The sequence below is a fragment of the Acidovorax sp. LjRoot118 genome (assembly GCF_964253575.1).
GTDB lineage: Bacteria > Pseudomonadota > Gammaproteobacteria > Burkholderiales > Burkholderiaceae_C > Acidovorax.
The window spans coordinates 5,823,012-5,839,303 of record NZ_CAXURB020000001.1; the positions used below are offsets into that span (position 1 = coordinate 5,823,012).

General features: G+C 66.8%; 15 protein-coding genes. 9 read left to right on the forward strand and 6 right to left on the reverse strand.

Annotation, left to right across the window (positions count from 1 at the left end; all coding sequences use genetic code 11):
- The first annotated feature begins 228 nt into the window (after positions 1–228).
- A complete protein-coding gene (locus tag ACSQ9E_RS27395) occupies positions 229–1,902 on the forward strand; it encodes a GMC family oxidoreductase (protein ID WP_436219684.1) in 1,674 nt (557 codons plus the stop codon).
- A 10-nt stretch (positions 1,903–1,912) separates the two neighbouring features.
- Here the strand turns inward: ACSQ9E_RS27395 and ACSQ9E_RS27400 are convergent, their stop codons facing one another.
- Entirely contained in the window at positions 1,913–2,236 is a 324-nt protein-coding gene (locus ACSQ9E_RS27400; RefSeq protein ID WP_057202610.1) for a hypothetical protein, read from the reverse strand.
- 30 nt (positions 2,237–2,266) lie between these two features.
- Entirely contained in the window at positions 2,267–3,652 is a 1,386-nt protein-coding gene (locus ACSQ9E_RS27405; RefSeq protein WP_436219685.1) for an ammonium transporter, read from the reverse strand.
- A 353-nt stretch (positions 3,653–4,005) separates the two neighbouring features.
- Between ACSQ9E_RS27405 and ACSQ9E_RS27410 the strand changes: the two genes are divergently transcribed.
- The 6 genes from ACSQ9E_RS27410 to ACSQ9E_RS27435 all read left to right on the forward strand — a co-directional run bounded on the left by ACSQ9E_RS27410 (position 4,006) and on the right by ACSQ9E_RS27435 (position 9,650).
- Positions 4,006–4,764 carry a sulfite exporter TauE/SafE family protein gene (locus ACSQ9E_RS27410; RefSeq protein WP_436219686.1) on the forward strand — a complete coding sequence of 253 codons (759 nt, stop codon included), beginning with the start codon at positions 4,006–4,008 and terminating at the stop codon, positions 4,762–4,764.
- Positions 4,765–5,035: 271 nt separating this feature from the next.
- Complete coding sequence (locus ACSQ9E_RS27415; RefSeq protein WP_057202613.1) at positions 5,036–5,800, forward strand: ABC transporter substrate-binding protein; 765 nt, start codon at positions 5,036–5,038, stop codon at positions 5,798–5,800.
- A gap of 31 nt (positions 5,801–5,831) precedes the next feature.
- Entirely contained in the window at positions 5,832–6,614 is a 783-nt protein-coding gene (locus tag ACSQ9E_RS27420) for an amino acid ABC transporter permease (RefSeq protein WP_436219687.1), read from the forward strand.
- Positions 6,611–7,354, forward strand: a complete 744-nt coding sequence (locus ACSQ9E_RS27425; RefSeq protein WP_436219688.1) for an amino acid ABC transporter ATP-binding protein — start codon at positions 6,611–6,613, stop codon at positions 7,352–7,354. The genes ACSQ9E_RS27420 and ACSQ9E_RS27425 overlap by 4 nt, the downstream gene beginning before the upstream one ends.
- 46 nt (positions 7,355–7,400) lie before the next feature.
- Complete coding sequence (locus tag ACSQ9E_RS27430) at positions 7,401–8,696, forward strand: DcaP family trimeric outer membrane transporter (RefSeq protein ID WP_436176477.1); 1,296 nt, start codon at positions 7,401–7,403, stop codon at positions 8,694–8,696.
- 66 nt (positions 8,697–8,762) lie between these two features.
- Positions 8,763–9,650: a DMT family transporter gene (locus ACSQ9E_RS27435; protein WP_436176476.1), complete on the forward strand. Its 888-nt coding sequence runs from the start codon at positions 8,763–8,765 to the stop codon at positions 9,648–9,650.
- Positions 9,651–9,656: 6 nt separating this feature from the next.
- Here ACSQ9E_RS27435 and mrdA read toward each other — a convergent pair whose 3' ends face one another.
- The 4 genes from mrdA to ACSQ9E_RS27455 form a co-directional block, all read right to left on the reverse strand.
- Positions 9,657–11,603 (reverse strand): penicillin-binding protein 2, encoded by a 1,947-nt coding sequence (mrdA, locus tag ACSQ9E_RS27440; protein WP_057202618.1) that lies wholly within the window; start codon positions 11,601–11,603, stop codon positions 9,657–9,659.
- 63 nt (positions 11,604–11,666) lie between these two features.
- Complete coding sequence (gene mreD / locus ACSQ9E_RS27445; RefSeq protein WP_057202619.1) at positions 11,667–12,185, reverse strand: rod shape-determining protein MreD; 519 nt, start codon at positions 12,183–12,185, stop codon at positions 11,667–11,669.
- Positions 12,182–13,105, reverse strand: coding sequence for a rod shape-determining protein MreC (gene mreC / locus ACSQ9E_RS27450; RefSeq protein WP_057202727.1), 924 nt, complete (start codon positions 13,103–13,105; stop codon positions 12,182–12,184). Before mreC ends, mreD begins: the two co-directional genes overlap by 4 nt.
- A 132-nt stretch (positions 13,106–13,237) precedes the next feature.
- A complete protein-coding gene (locus ACSQ9E_RS27455) occupies positions 13,238–14,281 on the reverse strand; it encodes a rod shape-determining protein (protein WP_007858125.1) in 1,044 nt (347 codons plus the stop codon).
- Positions 14,282–14,485: 204 nt separating this feature from the next.
- Between ACSQ9E_RS27455 and gatC the strand changes: the two genes are divergently transcribed.
- Both gatC and gatA read left to right on the forward strand, forming a co-directional pair.
- Positions 14,486–14,785: an Asp-tRNA(Asn)/Glu-tRNA(Gln) amidotransferase subunit GatC gene (gene gatC / locus ACSQ9E_RS27460; protein WP_057202620.1), complete on the forward strand. Its 300-nt coding sequence runs from the start codon at positions 14,486–14,488 to the stop codon at positions 14,783–14,785.
- A 7-nt stretch (positions 14,786–14,792) separates the two neighbouring features.
- Positions 14,793–16,292, forward strand: a complete 1,500-nt coding sequence (gene gatA / locus ACSQ9E_RS27465; protein WP_057266617.1) for an Asp-tRNA(Asn)/Glu-tRNA(Gln) amidotransferase subunit GatA — start codon at positions 14,793–14,795, stop codon at positions 16,290–16,292.

A 16,292-nucleotide genomic window follows, 5' to 3' on the forward strand; every position in this document is an offset into this window, starting at 1 on the left:
GAGCCCATGGCCCGCAGGTAGGACAAGCCCTTGCGTGCAAGCACGACACGGGCCCGAATGCTTGCAATTATTATCAAATTGCGTGCAATCGCAACCGCTGCAAGCCACACCAGCTACAAACTTGCTAGCAAGCCGCGTTTACCCCCTCGACACCACCAGCGCGGTCCGCACAATGGCGCCGACCCTTCCGATCAACCCGCGACACCCTCTTGCCACACCGTTATTCCCATGAGCGACACCACGTTTGACCACATCATCATTGGCGGCGGCACAGCGGGCGCCCTGCTGTGCAACCGCCTGAGCGCCGATGGCCGCCGCCGCGTGCTGCTCATCGAAGCGGGTCGCAAGGATGATTACCACTGGATACACATTCCCGTGGGGTATCTGTATTGCATTGGCAACCCGCGCACCGACTGGCTCTACAACACCGAGCCCGACGCGGGCCTGAACGGCCGCACCCTGCGATATCCGCGCGGCAAGACACTGGGGGGTTGCAGCAGCATCAACGGCATGATCTACATGCGCGGCCAGGCACGCGACTACGACCAGTGGGCCGAGCTGACCGGTGACGCCAGTTGGCGCTGGGACAACGCCCTGCCCCACTTTCGCCGCCACGAGGACCACTGGCGCCTGGACCAGCCCGGCGACGTGAGTGAAAACTTCAAGCGCCTGCACGGCAACAAGGCCACCGGCAGCACCGGCGAGTGGCGCGTGGAGAAGCAGCGCCTGCGCTGGGATGTGCTGGACGCCTTTTCCAAGGCTGCGCAGCAGGCCGGCATCCCGGCCACCGAGGATTTCAATGGCGGCGACAACGAGGGCGTGGGCTACTTCGAGGTCAACCAGAAGAGCGGCTGGCGCTGGAACACGGCCAAGGCCTTTCTGCGGCCGACCTGCTACGGCCGGCCCAACTTCGAGATGTGGACCAACGCGCAGGCCACCCAGTTGATCCTCGAAATCCAGCCGGACGGCACACGCCGCTGCACCGGCGTGAAGGTCTGGGACGGGCACGAGATGGTGACAGCCCACGCCACCGGAGAGGTGATCCTGAGCGCGGGGGCCATCAACTCGCCCCAATTGCTGCAGCTGTCGGGCATCGGCCCGGCCGCCCTGCTCCGGCAGCACGGCATCGACGTGGTGCACGACCTGCCGGGCGTGGGCGCCAACCTGCAGGACCACCTGCAGATCCGCGCGGTGTTCAAGGTCAACGGCGTGCCCACGCTCAACACCATGGCCAGCTCGCTTTGGGGCAAGGCCAAGATCGGGCTGGAATACGCGATGAAACGCAGCGGCCCGATGAGCATGGCGCCCTCGCAGCTCGGCGCCTTCACGCGCAGCGACCCCGGCCAGCCCTGGCCCAACATCGAATACCACGTGCAGCCCCTGTCGCTCGACGCCTTCGGCGAGCCCCTGCACAGCTTCCCGGCCTTCACGGCCAGCGTCTGCAACCTCAACCCGACGAGCCGGGGCACGGTGCAGATCAAGAGCGCGGACTTCAAGGCTGCGCCGGCTATTGCGCCCAACTACCTGAGCACCCCCGAGGACCGGCAGGTGGCGGCCGACAGCCTGCGCGTCACGCGCCGCATCGTCGCCCAGCCCGCCCTGGCCGCCTACCAGCCCGAGGAGTGGAAGCCCGGCGTGCAGTTTGAAAGCGATGAGGACCTGGCGCGTCTGGCGGGCGACATAGCCACCACCATCTTCCACCCCGTGGGCACGACGCGCATGGGCCGCGCAGATGACCCGATGGCGGTGCTTGATTCGCAACTGCGCGTGCGCGGCATTGCCGGCCTGCGCGTGGTGGATGCCGGCGCCATGCCCACCATCACCAGTGGCAACACCAACTCACCCACGCTGATGCTTGCCGAAAAGGCAGCCGAGTGGATCCTGGCCGCGCAGAAGGCGTGAGCCTTCGAGTTCAGCGGATGCCACCGACATAGCGGGGCACCTCAACCACCGGTGCAGGCACGAGGCGCTGGCGCACCGCCTGGCTGGCGGTCTCCAGCAAGGGGCGCCGTTGCGGTGCGGGGGCCGGTTCGTGCACGGCGCGGTCAAGCCGTTCGGCCCATTCGGCGAGTTCGGGCACGCCGTCTTCGACCGCGTGCTGGCGCGCGAAGCGCACGATCTCCATCGCGTACTCTGCGTTGGCTGCCATCCACTCGGTGTCGGTCACCCGGCCGGTCTTGCGGCGCAGCAGCACGTGCAGGTGCGCTGCGATGGCGAGTTTGTCGCTGTCCTGCATGATGGTGAACTCCTCAGAACATTGGGAGGCCTACTGACCCAGGCGTTCCCGGTGCTGTGCAATATCCAGGCCCACTTGCTCGCTTTGCTCGTCCACGCGCAGGCCGAGCACGAGGTTGGTGATCCACAGCAGCAATGCCGTGCCCACCAGGCTGAAGAGCATCACGGCGCCCACGCCGATGGCCTGGGTCCACAGGCTGCCCGCCACGCCGCCCACGCTGCGGCTGGCCAGCACGCCGGTGAGCAGCGATCCCACGATGCCACCAATGCCATGCACACCGAAGACGTCCAGTGAATCATCGGCACGCAACAGGCGCTTGAGCCCCGTCGCACCCCAGTAGCAGGCCAGACCGGCCACCAGCCCGATGACCACGGCCGAGCGCAGGGTGACGAAGCCTGCGGCGGGCGTAATGGCCACCAGCCCGGCCACCAGGCCCGAACACAGGCCCAGCAAGGAGGGGCGCCCGCGCATGACCGCTTCGCCCAGCATCCAGGACAGCGCCCCTGCGGCGGCGGCCACGTGGGTGACGGCCATGGCCAGGCCCGCACGGCCATCGGCCGCCACGGCCGAGCCCGCATTGAAGCCGAACCAGCCCACCCACAGCATCCCCGCACCCACCATGGTCAGGCCCAGGTTGTAGGGCTCGAAGGGCTCGCGCCCATAGCCGCTGCGCCGCCCGAGGAACCAGGCGCACACCAGGCCGGCCACGCCGGCATTCACATGCACCACGGAGCCCCCGGCAAAGTCGAGCGCCCCCATCTGCGCCAGCCAGCCGCCCGGCTCCCAGACCCAGTGCGCCACGGGCGCGTAGATGAACACCGTCCACAGGCTGATGAACAGCAGCATCGCGGAAAAGCGCATGCGCTCGACGACGGCCCCCACCAGCAGCGCCGCCGTGATGATGGCAAAGGTCAGCTGGAACATGGCGTAGACCGATTCGGGGATGGCCGGTGCCACATGGCTCACCGACAGCTTGCCCGCGGCCAGCTGGAAGTCGAACCCGGCAAATGCCATGCGCTCGGTACCGCCCAGCCAGGCGCTGCCCGGCGTGAACGCCCACGAGTAGCCGATGGCAAACCACAGCAGGCTCACCAGCGCGGCAATGGCGACCACGCTGGCCATGGTGTTGAGTACGTTCTTGCGGCGCACCATGCCCGCGTAGAACAGGGCGATGCCCGGCAGCGTCATGAGCAGCACCAGCGCCGTCGAGGTCATCATCCAGGCGGTGTCGGCGGCATTGATGGTCTCCTTGGCCACCAGGCCGGGGCGCGTCAAGGGTGCGGGTGTCGGTGTGGCTGTGGCTGTGGCGGCCGATGCGGCGGCTTCGGGAGCCGGCGCCTGCGCCCAGACCGTTGCGGTGCAGAGCCCGAGACACAAGGCCACGACCGTGACGAACCCATGGATGACTGCCCGCATGTGGAAGCTCCCTTTTCGCAATTTGTTACATGGCACAACGCACAAGGCATGCCAAGCAAAACGCCCGATTTGGGGCGCTCCGGGCGTGTCGCCGCCCGAACTCCTCCCCCAAATGGGGGCGGGAAACCCCCAATGCACCAAGCGGGTGCCGCCGTTACAGTACCGTCACTCGAAAGCGCGCCCCGGTGTGCTGGACGAGGGGCCGAGGAGACATCCCTACAAGCACAACCGAACAAGCACCCAACGAGGTGCACCCCCTTTTCAGGCGCTGGCGATCCCAGCGCCTTTTTTATGGCCGCAGCGCCAGCGGTTCGCTAGCAAAAGCGTAGCTATCGGGGTGCGACAATCATGGGATGGAATGGATTTTCATTACCCTCGCCTCGCTGCTGGCCGGCTTTGTGGATGCCATCGTCGGGGGCGGCGGCCTGGTGATGGTGCCGGCCCTGTTCGCGGCATTTCCCGTGGCACCGCCCGCCACGCTGCTGGGCACCAACAAGGCGGCCGGCGTCTGGGGCACGGCCATGGCCACCTGGCAGTACAGCCGCCGCGTGCAGATGCGCTGGGAAGCCCTGCTGCCGGCCGCGGCGGCCGGCTTTGCCGGCTCGTTCGCCGGGGCCTGGGCCGTGACCGTGGCATCGCCCGACTTCCTGCGCCGCCTGCTGCCGCTGGTGCTGCTGGGCGTGCTGGCCTACACCCTGGCCAAAAAGGACATGGGACGGCACCACGCGCCGCGCTTCGCCGGGCGCGCGGAAATCGCCGCAGCGAGCCTGATCGGCCTGGCCATCGGCTTCTATGACGGCTTCTTCGGCCCGGGCACGGGCAGCTTCTTCGTGTTCCTGTTCGTGCGCTGGCTGGGCTACGACTTCCTCAATGCCTCGGCCTCGGCCAAGCTGCTGAACACCGCAACCAACGTCGCGGCCATCGCCCTGTTTGCCGCCAAGGGCCATGTCTGGTGGCATTTCGCCGTGACGCTGGCCGTGGCCAACGTGGTCGGAAGCCTGATCGGCACGCACATGGCGCTCAAGCACGGCACGGGTTTCGTGCGCGGCATCTTCATCGTGGTGGTGGGGGCGCTGATCCTCAAGACAGGCTACGACGCCTTTCTGCGCTGAGCGCGCGCTGCAAAGGGCGCCCGCGCGAGTACCAGCACTTGGAAAAGTTCGGGAGCCTTCTCTAAAACCTGTTGTGAATTGGCCTACAACCGGCTTTTGTAGGGCGCCCCCTGTGGCGGCAGAAAAAGACCGCTCCTTATAATTGGTGACTATTTCGTGACGCCTGACATCGCCATCCGCGATGGCTGCGGACGCATTTCCCGAGCCTCCGGCCTGCCTACCCGCATGCCGGATTTTTTGTACCTGAAATACCCCGGACAGGACCCATCCCATGCAATTGTTCAAGGCTGTAGCCACCGCCCTCGCGCTCTGCGCCGCCTTCTCCGCCCAGGCCCGGACCCTGGACGAGGTGAAGAAGGACGGCAAGATCCTCATCGCGACCGAAGGACAGTTCGCCCCATTCAACTTCTTCAGCGGCACCACGCTGACCGGCTTCGAAGTGGAGACGGCCGAGCTCGTGGCCAAGAAGATGGGCCTCGCCATCCAGTGGAAGACCCTGGGCTTCGACGCCCTGCTCACGGGCCTGCGCCAGGACCGCTGGGACCTGGTGATCGCCTCCCACGGCATCACCGAAGAGCGCGCCAAAGCAGTGACCTTCACCGAACCCCATTACTGCTCGGGCGGCATGATCATCGCCATGGACCCGGCCATCAAGAGCGCCAAGGACCTGGCCGGCAAGGTGGTGGCCGTGCAGACCGGCACCAGCTACCTGGAGAACGTGCAGAAGGTCTCGTCGATCAAGGAAATGAAGAACTTCCCCACCGACGTGGATGCCCGCAGTGCGCTGAACTCGCGCCGGGTGGACGCCTGGGTGACCGATCGCTTCGTGGCCAAGGCAGTGGCCGAAAAGAACCCCGGCGCCGGCTTCAAGCTAGGCGACATGCTGTTCATCGAGCGCATCGCCGCCGCCGTGGCCAAGGGCAACAGCTCGCTGGCCGGCGGCTGGAACAAGGCGCTGGCCGAAGTGATGGCCGACGGCAGCTATGCCGCATTGTCCAAGAAGTACTTCAACGAAGACGTTCGCTGCACCAACTGAGCAAGCCCGCTTGTAATCACCAGGGGTTTTCATGCTCACTGCCCTTTGGCCCGAGCGCTGGTCTCGCCAGCAGCGCAGCAACGCCACGCTCGTCTCGGCCGTCGTCCTGATGGTCCTGGCGCTGGCGCTGCTGGGCCGGTTGCTCTCTTTCCTGCCCGAGCCCATCGGCCCCAACGCCCAGGCGTTCTCTGACGGCGCACGCACCACGCTATGGCTCACCCTGGTGAGCGGCAGTGTGGGCCTGGTGCTGGGCACCGGCGCAGCCCTGGCCCGCACCTCGCGCCTGACGGCCGTGCGCTGGGTGGCCGGCTTCTACATCTGGGTCATCCGCGGCACGCCGCTCTTGGTGCAGATCCTGTTCGTCTACTTTGCGCTGCCGGTGCTGGTGCCGGGCCTGAACCTGCCCGACTTCGCGGCCGCCGTGCTGGCCCTGGGCCTGAACGTGGGTGCCTACAACGCCGAGGCCATCCGCGCCGGGCTGCTGGCCGTGCCGCGCGGCCAGACCGAAGCCGCCAAGGCCCTGGGCCTGGGGCGGGTGCACCTGTTTCTGGACGTGGTGTTCCCGCAGGCTTTCAAGATCTCGCTGCCACCACTGGTGAGCAACTTCGTGGCGCTGCTCAAGGATTCGTCGCTGGCCTATGCCATCGGCGTGGTGGAGCTCACCAACGTGGGCAACCGCATCCAGTCGGCCACCTTCCAGCCGATTGCCACGCTGTCCACCGTGGCCATCACCTACCTGCTGCTGACCACCCTGGTCACACAGATCTCGAACGCCGTGGAATACCGCTTCGACGTGGAGGGCCGCAACCAATGAGCCGGCCCGCTCCTTTCATCGTGGTGGACCGCGTCTGCAAATCCTTCGGCGCGCACCAGGTGCTGCGCGACGTGTCCACCGTGTTCAACACCGGCGAGGTCACCGTGATCATCGGGGCCTCGGGCTCGGGCAAGAGCACGCTGCTGCGCGCCATCAACCGGCTAGAGCCCCACGACTCGGGCCGCATCACCATCGACCGGGTGGAAGTGACCGATGACATGGCCACGCTGCAGCGCCAGCGCAGCGAGGTCGGCATGGTGTTCCAGCAGTTCAACCTGTTCGGCCACATGAGCGTGCTGGACAACGTGACGCTGGCCCCCCGGCGCATACGCAACACGCCGCGCGCCCAGGCCAACGAACAGGCCATGGCCCTGCTGCGCCGCGTGGGCATGCAGGACCATGCCCACAAATACCCGTGGCAGCTGTCGGGCGGCCAGCAGCAGCGGGTGGCCATTGCGCGGGCGCTGGCCATGCAGCCCAAGGTGATGCTGTTCGACGAGCCCACCTCGGCCCTCGATCCCGAGATGGTGCAGGAGGTGCTCGACGTGATGCGCGAGCTGGCCCGTGGCGGCATGACCATGATCGTGGTGACCCACGAGATGGGCTTTGCCCGCGAAGTGGCCGACCGTGTGATGTTCTTCGACCAGGGGCGCATCGCCCACGACGCGGCGCCCGCCGAATTCTTCAACAACCCCGCCAACGACCGCATCCGCGCCTTCATCGGCCGCATGAGCGCCTGAGATCCAGGCCCGTGCCATGCCATTACCAGCCCCTACCGGAGTGACCATGAAACTGAACCACACGTTCCTCGCCCTGCTGGCCGCCGGCCTGTGCAGCCTGCCCCCTGCGGCCTTCGCGCAGTCCGCCAAGGACTTCGAAGAAATGCGCAACGAACTCAAGGCCCTGCGCGCCGAGCTCAACCAGCTCAAGGCCCAGCAGGCCCAGGCGCCCGCCGCCCCTGCGGCGTCGGCATCGGCCTGGAACGACCGCATCGAGGCCGTGGAACTCAAGCAGAAGGACGCCGTGGTGCTGGGCGATATCCCGGGCAGCTTCCGCCTGCCGGGCAGCGAGACCTCGATCCGCGTCTACGGCTTTGCCGAAGCCAACATGGTCAAGGACTTCAAGGGCACGGCCCCCGGCGACAATTTCACGAACCTGATGGAGCAGCCCCTGGGCGACTCGCGCCAGGGCAAGAGCAGCCTGACCGCGCAGACTTCGCGCTTTGGCTTCGAGACCTCCACGCCGACTTCCATCGGCACCTTCAACACCAAGATCGAGGCCGACTTCTACGCCTATTGCGGTGCCGAGTGCAACCGCAACCGCCTGCGCCTGCGCCACGCCTACGGCGAATACGCTGGCTGGCTGATCGGCCAGACCTGGTCGACCTTCATGGACACGGACAACCTGCCCGAGACCGTGGACTTCAACGGCCCGCCCGGCGCCACCTTCCGCCGCCCCGCGCAGATCCGCTACACCTACAACAACCCCGATCTGGCCAAGTTCCAGTTCGCGCTCGAAGAGCCCACCGACGGCGCCAAGGGCCTGAACTTCGTGGCCCGCGTAGACAAGGCCTTCGACTGGGGCAACGTGAACGCCCGCCTGCTCTCGCACGAGCAACGTGTCGACGGCTTCAGCAAGCGCGGCCTGGGTGTGGGTATCGGCGCCGGCTACAAGATCACCGGCACCACCACGCTGATGGCCCAGTACACGCGCCTGGATGGCGATGGCGATGGCGCCTACCTGGTGGGCGCGAACTACCCCGTGCTTGACGGCAGCACCGTGCGCCTGGACCGCTCGCACGGCGTCGTGATCGGCCTGAGCAACGTCTTCAGCGAGAAGATGCGCGGCACCGTGTCGCTGGGCGCCGTGCGCTCGCGCCACCGCCTGGGCGACGACTACGTGAACGCCTACGGCGGCGAAGGCAACCACAAGCTCTACCAATGGCACGCCGGCATGTACTACCTGCCGATCAAGAACGTGGAACTGGGCAGCGAGCTGATCGGCGGCCGCCGCACCACCTTCGACGGCCAGAAGGGCGACATGCTGCGCCTGAATCTGCAGGCCCGCTACCTGTTCAATTGATCCACGGCGCCCCTTGCGCCCGACAGGCTGGCCGGAGACCCCGGCCAGCCTTTTTTCTTTTTGCCCATGCGATCTGAACGTTTTGGCCTGTTGGCCCTGCTGGTGGTGACCGCGGTGTGGGGCACCACCTTCCCCGCCATGAAGCTGCTGTCCGCCCAGCTCGATGCGCTGCAGATCATCTGGCTGCGCTTCGTGATTGCCCTGGCGGTGCTGGCACCGCTGTGGTGGGGCATGCTGCGCCATGAACGCCGCTGGGGCTGTGCACTGGGCCTGCTGCTGTTCCTGGCGTTCTGGCTGCAGATCGAGGGGCTGGCGCGCACCAGCAGCAACCGCAATGCCTTCGTGACCGGACTGAACGTGCTGGTGGTGCCGCTGATCGCCATGGCACTGATGGGCCGGCGCTATGGCTGGCGGCTGTGGGCCGCATGCGCCATGGCCTGTGCGGGCATGGCGCTGATGTTCCATGAGAACGAACCCTGGAACCTGGGCGATACGCTGACGCTGGCCAGCACCGTGTTCTATGCCCTCTACATCCTGGCGCTGGAGGAGTGCGCGCGGCGCACGGCCGCCAACCCGCTGCGCGCCACGCGCATGGCCGCCGCGCAGGCTGGCGTGATGGCCCTGGCCTCCACCGTGCTGCTTCTCGCGCGCGAGGGCGGCATGGGTTGGCTGGAGTCTGCGGCCCGGCTGCCCGCAGAGGCCTGGGTGGCCGTGGTCTATCTGGGCCTGCTGGCCAGCGTGGTGGTGGTCACCCTGCAGGCCTGGGGCCAGCAGCGCGTGGATGCGATGCGCAGCGCCATCGTCTTCGGACTGGAGCCGGTGTTCGCCGCCCTCACGGCCTGGGCCTTGTTGGGCGAGCGGCTCGGCTGGGCGGGAGTAAGTGGCGCGGCAATGATCGTGGCAGCCTTGGTGTTCAGCCAGTTGGCCCCGCCAGCATCGGGCGCGAAGGTCTGATGAAGCTCAGGGAGCGGGCGGGCTGATCACTACGTCGGCCACCGCGCGCGGCTTGCCGATGGGCGCGGCGGCGATGCCCTTGCGCACTGCGGCAAGGTCTTCATCGTTCGGGTACTCGCCCTGAAGCCAGTAGTCGAACACACGCCGCGCAATCGGGCCGGCCGCCGCAGCGCCAAAGCCGGCGTTCTCGACGATGACGGCCAGTGCGATCTGGGGGTTCTCGGCCGGGGCAAAGGCCGCAAACAGCGAGTGGTCGCGCTGGTGCTCTTCGAGCAGCTTGGCGTTGTAGCGCACGTTCTGGCCCAGGCTCATGGCCTGCGCAGTGCCGGTCTTGCCGGCGGACGTGTAGGGCGCGCCTGCAAAGATGCGCGTGCCCGTGCCACCCTTGTTCACCGCCACCAGCGCGTTGCGCACGATCTCCACGTTCTTCGGCAGGTAGCCAAGGTTTTCTCCCGGAGGCTGAACCACCGGGGTCACGGTGCCGCTGACCGTGTCGCGCACGGCCTTGATGAGGTGGGGCGCATACTTGATGCCGCCGTTGGCCAGCGTGGCCTCGGCCTGCGCCAGCTGCAGGATGGTGAAGCTGTTGTAGCCCTGGCCGATGCCCAGGGACACGGTTTCGCCGGGGTGCCAGCGCTTCATCTCGGGGCGCTTGTAGGCATTGCGCTTCCAGGTGGTGCTGGGCAGCACGCCGCGCACCTCGCCGTTGAGATCGATCCCCGTGCTCTGGCCCAGGCCCAGCGGCTTCATGAAATCGTGGATGGCATCGACCCCCATCTCCACGGCCAGCGAGTAGAAATAGGTGTTGCTCGAGAACTGGATGGCGCGGTGCATGTCCACCCCGCCCAGGCCCCCTTCGTGGCTGCGGAAGGTGTGGCCGCCAAAGGTGTAGAAACCCGGGTCGTTGACCACCATGCTGGGCGCACGCTTGCCCAGCTGCAGCGCCGCGAGCGCCATGAAGGGCTTGTAGGTGGAGCCCGGCGGGTAGGTGCCGCGCAGCGCGCGGTTGAGCAGCGGCTTGTCGATCGACTCGTTGAGCGCCTGCCAGCTTTCGCTGTCGATGCCCTCGACGAACAGGTTCGGATCAAAGGTGGGTTTGCTCACCAGCGCCAGCACCTCGCCATTGCGCGGGTCGATGGCCACCAGGGCGCCGCGGCGGTCGCCGAACATGTCCTCGATGAGTTTTTGCAGCTTGATGTCCAGCGACAGCATCACCGTGTTGCCCGGCGTGGCCGGGTGGCTGGCCAGCCGCCGCACGGCGTGCCCGCCGGCCGAGGTCTCCATGCGCTCTACGCCGGTCAGGCCGTGCAGCATGTTCTCGAAACTCTGCTCCACGCCGAGCTTGCCGATGTACTCGGTCCCCCGGTAGTTGGCCTCGTCGTCCGAGTCCTGGATGCGCGCCTTTTCCGTCTGGTTGATGCGGCCGATGTAGCCGATGGCATGGGCCCCCGCGTCGCCCAGCGGGTAGTTGCGAAACAGCCGGGCCTTGATGTCCACGCCGGGAAAGCGGTAGCGCTGCGCGGAAAAGCGCGCCACTTCCTGGTCGGTCAGGCGCGTGCGGATGGGCAGGGATTCGAAGTTGCGCGACTCTTCCAGCAGGCGCTTGAAGCGCCGCCGGTCGCGCTGCTGAATATCCACCACCTTGGACAGGGCCTCGATGGTCTCCTCCAGCACGCCCACTCGCGAGGGGGTGATCTCCAGCGTGTAGGCCGCGTAGTTGGTGGCCAGCACCACGCCGTTGCGGTCCATGATCAGGCCGCGGTTGGGCACGATGGGAACCACCGCCGTGCGGTTGCTCTCGGCCTGGGCGGCCAGGTCCTCGTGGCGCACCACCTGCAGGAACACCAGGCGCGCGACCAGCAGTCCGAACGCCAGGAACACCACGAAGGCGACGGTGAAGATGCGGGCGCGAAAACGCGACGAGTCCGCTTCGGCATTGCGCAGTTCAGTCACGCTGCGCCCTCCCCACCACCGTGCGGCAAGCGCAGGCGGATCGTTGGAGGGTCCACACCAGGCTCATAGCGGTCGATTCTGATCGCGATCGGGCGGGCGGCGCTGGGGCGCCAGCAATACCCAACTGGCCAGTGGCCACAAAAGCGCTTCGAGCACTGGGGCCACGAAGACCCACAGCCCCGGGAAAATGCCGCCCGACACCACGCGCACCAGCAACTCGATGGAATGCGCAATGAGGAACAGCGGCAACACCTGCAGCGCCTGCGAAGGCACGCTGAACCACAGCAGACGGCGGTGGATGGCGATGGCGCCAAAAGCCAGCACCGAATACGACAGCGCATGCTGGCCCAGCAGCGAGGACTGCTGCACATCCATGCACAGGCCCAGCAGGAAGGCCGTGCCCATGCCGATGCGCAGCGGCTGGTGCACGCTCCAGAACACCAGCAGCAGCATCAGCAGGTCAGGCGTCCAGACCACACGCCCCAGAGGGATCATGTTGATGGCCAGGCCCGCCATCAGGCTCACGGCGATGAAGACGGGGTTGACGGGCAGCAGCAGCGGCTGGCCGCGCGGCATGATCATTTGTGGCGTCCCTTCTTGCCAGCGGTGGGCGGGGCGGCCGGCTCGGGCCGCTCGGGAATGTGTCCCGACAGGGGCTTGAGCACCATCACATGGCGTGCGCCTTGCACCTGGGCCAGCGGCTCGCAGTAGATGCGCGCAAAGGCCGAGTCGGCCCGGCGCTCCACGCGCACGATCTTGGCCACCGGCAGGCCGGGGGGGTACAGGCCGTCCACGCCACTGGTGGTCAACAGGTCGCCTTCGCGCACGTCGGCATTGGCGGGCATGAAACGCAGCTCCATGCCGCCGTTGTTGCCCGCCACGGGATCCCCGTAGGCCACGCCGCGCGCACCGGTACGGATATTGAGCACGGGAATGGCCTGGTCCCGGTCGACCAGCAGCGTCACTTCGCTGAGCATGGGGAACACGCGTGTGACCTGGCCCAGGATGCCCGCTTCGTCGAGCACGGGCGCACCGAGTTCCACCCCCGCCATCAGCCCCTTGTCCACCACCACGCGGCGGGTATAGGGGTCGGCGGTGTCATAGATCACTTCGGCCGCCTCGGCCGACGTGGTCAGCCGCTCGCGCAGCGTGAGCAGCTTGCGCAGCCGCTCGTTCTCCAGTATCAGTTGGTCGGCCTGGCTCGCACGCTGCGACATCTGGGCCATCTTGCTGCGCGCGGCATCGGCGTCCTGCTGCGCGGTCTGCAGGTTCTGGAAGTAGCCGGCGCCGCGCCCTGCAAACTCCACCGGCTGCAGCATCAGCCACTGCACGGGGTAGAGCACGGTAGACACGGCCTGGCGGAACGGGCCGGTCAGCTTGAAGCGCACGTCCGCCACCATGAGGAAAAGGGCCAGCGCGCCGTAAAGCGCCAGCCGTGACAGGGCCGAGGGGCCTTGCTTGAAGAAGGGAGGCGCACTGCGCTCCAGGGTTCCCAGGGGCATGGCGCTCAGCGGTGGGCCTGCACGGCGCGCCAACGCGGCCAGGGGCACGGCTCAAAAAGCATCGGTGCGGTTGCGGTCATGCCATTTCAGCGCGATGGGTGCCTGCATGGCTGGCACGCAGGCACGGGGGACTTACTCGCTTGTAAAAATGCTGCCCTGGCGGTCCATGCGCTCCAGCGCAATGCCGCAGCCACGCACCACGCAGGTCAGCGGGTCTTCGGCCACCAGCACCGGCAGGCCGGTCTCCTCGGCCAGCAGGCGATCCAGGTCGCGCAGTAGCGCGCCGCCGCCGGTCAGCATCATGCCGCGGTCGGCAATGTCGGCGCCTAGCTCGGGCGGGGTCTGTTCCAGGGCGTTCTTGACGGCCGAGACGATCTGGTTGAGCGGATCGGTCAGCGCTTCCAGCACTTCGTTGCTGGAGATGGTGAAGCTGCGCGGCACGCCTTCGCTGAGGTTGCGGCCCTTGACTTCCATCTCGCGCACTTCGGAGCCGGGGAAGGCCGAGCCGATGTTCTTCTTGATGGATTCAGCCGTGGGCTCGCCGATCAGCATGCCGTAGTTGCGGCGGATATAGCTGATGATGGCTTCGTCGAACTTGTCGCCGCCCACGCGCACACTGCCCTTGTAGACCATGCCGCCCAGCGAGATCACGCCCACCTCGGTGGTGCCGCCGCCGATGTCCACGACCATGGAGCCGCTGGCTTCCGAGACCGGAAGGCCCGCGCCGATGCCGGCGGCCATGGGTTCTTCGATCAGGTAGACGGCGGTGGCGCCGGCCGCCTCGGCTGCGTCCTTGATGGCGCGGCGCTCGACCTGGGTGGAACCGCAGGGCACGCAGATGATGATGCGAGGGCTGGGGGTGAACAGCGTGCGCGGGTGCACCATCTTGATGAACTGCTTGATCATCTGCTCGGTGATCACGAAGTCAGCGATCACACCGTCCTTCATGGGCCGGATGGCTTCGATGTTGCCGGGCACCTTGCCAAGCATGGCCTTGGCTTCATGGCCTACGGCCTGAATGACTTTCTTTCCATGGGGTCCGCCTTCGTGGCGGATGGCGACAACAGAGGGCTCATCGAGCACAATGCCTTTGTCGCGGGCGAATATCAGGGTGTTGGCTGTGCCAAGATCAATGGCCAGGTCGGTGGAGAAGTACCGACGGAAAGCTCCGAACATTCAAGAATCCTCTCAGGCATGGCGTGCGCATCGGCCTGCCATCGCCGGGTTTACGGGGTCAAATTTCGCTTTTTTCGCACAATGACCGGCATGAGGGAGGGTATTGCGGCAAAGCCGGGATAATACCCTATCCCCTGTGAATAACTCCCCTGGTCCCACCCCCCATTTCAGCTTTACATCTGGTTTCTCCCGAATTTTTCCCCTATGGCACTGACATCCCTGGACATCGATCGCATCGCCAATCTGGCACGACTGGAATTGAGCGCGAGCGAAAGTGAGCGCATGCTCACACAACTCAACGGCTTTTTCGACATCGTGGAGAAGATGCGCGCTGTGGATACCGGGGACTTGACACCCCTGGCACACCCCGTGGCAGCCATCCAGGAGATCGCCCTGCGCCTGCGCGACGACGTCGCCAGCGAACCCAACCAGCGCGAGGCCAACCAGCGCAGCGCCCCGGCAGTGGAACGCGGCCTGTTCCTTGTGCCCAAAGTGATCGGTTGAGGCCAGCATGAACAAGCAAATTGCAGACCTGCACGATCTGACCGTCACCGCCCTGGCCGCGCAACTGCGCGAGCGCCAGGTCTCCGCCGTGGAAGCGGCCCAGCATTTCCTGGCCCGCGCCAAGAGCCACCAGTCGCTGGGCGCCTACGTGGCGGTCAATGAAGACGTCACGCTGGCCCAGGCGCGTGCGGCCGATGCCCGCATTGCCGCCGGTACGGCAGGCGCGCTGGAAGGCGTGCCCCTGGCCCACAAGGACATTTTCGTCACGCGCGACTTCCCCAGCACCGCCGGCTCGAAGATGCTGGCGGGCTACCAGTCCCCGTTTGACGCCACCGTGGTGCGCAAGCTGGCCGAGGCCGGCGCCGTGACCCTGGGCAAGCTCAACTGCGACGAGTTCGCCATGGGCTCGGCCAACGAAAATTCGGCCGTGGCCCCCGTGGGCTTCGACGCGCCCGCCCCGGTGCGCAACCCCTGGGATACTTCGCGCATCCCCGGTGGCTCCTCGGGCGGCAGCGCGGTGGCCGTGGCTGCGCGCCTGGCCCCGGCCGTGACCGGCACCGACACCGGCGGCTCCATCCGCCAGCCGGCCTCGTTCTGCGGCATCACCGGCATCAAGCCCACCTACGGCCGCGCCTCACGCTACGGCATGATCGCCTTTGCCTCCAGCCTGGACCAGGCCGGCCCCATGGCGCGCACGGCCGAGGACTGCGCGCTGCTGCTGTCCACCATGTGCGGCCCCGACCTGGACCGCGACTCGACCTCCATCGACATGCCCGCCGAGGACTTCGGCCGCTCGCTGAACGACTCCATCGACGGCCTGCGCATCGGCATCCCGGCCGAGTTCTTCGGGGACGGCCTGGCGCCCGACGTGCGCGCTGCGGTGGACGCTGCGCTCAAGGAATACGAGAAGCTTGGCGCCAGGCTGGTGCCCATCAGCTTGCCGCGCACCGAACTCTCGATCCCGGTGTACTACATCATCGCGCCGGCCGAGGCCTCGTCCAACCTGAGCCGCTTCGACGGCGTGAAGTTCGGCCACCGCGCCAAGGACTACGGTGACCTGGAGGACATGTACAAGAAGACCCGCGCCGAAGGCTTTGGCGACGAGGCCAAGCGCCGCATCATGATCGGTGCATACGTGCTCTCGCACGGCTACTACGACGCCTATTACCTCAAGGCCCAGAAGATCCGCCGCATGATTGCCGACGACTTCCAGCAGGCCTTCGCGCAGTGCGACGTGATCGCCGGCCCCGTGGCCCCCACCGTGGCCTGGAAGCTTGGCGAGCATGGCGCCGACCCGCTGGCCGACTACCTGGCCGACATCTTTACCCTGCCCGGCTCGCTGGCCGGCCTGCCCGGCATGAGCGTGCCGGCGGGCTTTGGCGAAGGCGGCATGCCCGTGGGCCTGCAGCTGATCGGCAATTACTTCCAGGAAGCGCGCCTGCTCAACGCAGCACACCGGCTGCAGCAGGCCACCGACTTTCACCTGCGCCAACCCGAAGGTCTGTGA

What these genes read in the sequence shown, in the direction of transcription:
- ACSQ9E_RS27395 (WP_436219684.1), top strand. Translation starts at nt 229, where the DNA reads ATGAGCGACACCACGTTTGACCACATCATCATTGGCGGCGGCACAGCG.
- ACSQ9E_RS27400 (WP_057202610.1), bottom strand. Translation starts at nt 2,236, where the DNA reads ATGCAGGACAGCGACAAACTCGCCATCGCAGCGCACCTGCACGTGCTG.
- ACSQ9E_RS27405 (WP_436219685.1), bottom strand. Translation starts at nt 3,652, where the DNA reads ATGCGGGCAGTCATCCATGGGTTCGTCACGGTCGTGGCCTTGTGTCTC.
- ACSQ9E_RS27410 (WP_436219686.1), top strand. Translation starts at nt 4,006, where the DNA reads ATGGAATGGATTTTCATTACCCTCGCCTCGCTGCTGGCCGGCTTTGTG.
- ACSQ9E_RS27415 (WP_057202613.1), top strand. Translation starts at nt 5,036, where the DNA reads ATGCAATTGTTCAAGGCTGTAGCCACCGCCCTCGCGCTCTGCGCCGCC.
- ACSQ9E_RS27420 (WP_436219687.1), top strand. Translation starts at nt 5,832, where the DNA reads ATGCTCACTGCCCTTTGGCCCGAGCGCTGGTCTCGCCAGCAGCGCAGC.
- ACSQ9E_RS27425 (WP_436219688.1), top strand. Translation starts at nt 6,611, where the DNA reads ATGAGCCGGCCCGCTCCTTTCATCGTGGTGGACCGCGTCTGCAAATCC.
- ACSQ9E_RS27430 (WP_436176477.1), top strand. Translation starts at nt 7,401, where the DNA reads ATGAAACTGAACCACACGTTCCTCGCCCTGCTGGCCGCCGGCCTGTGC.
- ACSQ9E_RS27435 (WP_436176476.1), top strand. Translation starts at nt 8,763, where the DNA reads ATGCGATCTGAACGTTTTGGCCTGTTGGCCCTGCTGGTGGTGACCGCG.
- mreD (WP_057202619.1), bottom strand. Translation starts at nt 12,185, where the DNA reads ATGATCATGCCGCGCGGCCAGCCGCTGCTGCTGCCCGTCAACCCCGTC.
- mreC (WP_057202727.1), bottom strand. Translation starts at nt 13,105, where the DNA reads ATGCCCCTGGGAACCCTGGAGCGCAGTGCGCCTCCCTTCTTCAAGCAA.
- ACSQ9E_RS27455 (WP_007858125.1), bottom strand. Translation starts at nt 14,281, where the DNA reads ATGTTCGGAGCTTTCCGTCGGTACTTCTCCACCGACCTGGCCATTGAT.
- gatC (WP_057202620.1), top strand. Translation starts at nt 14,486, where the DNA reads ATGGCACTGACATCCCTGGACATCGATCGCATCGCCAATCTGGCACGA.
- gatA (WP_057266617.1), top strand. Translation starts at nt 14,793, where the DNA reads ATGAACAAGCAAATTGCAGACCTGCACGATCTGACCGTCACCGCCCTG.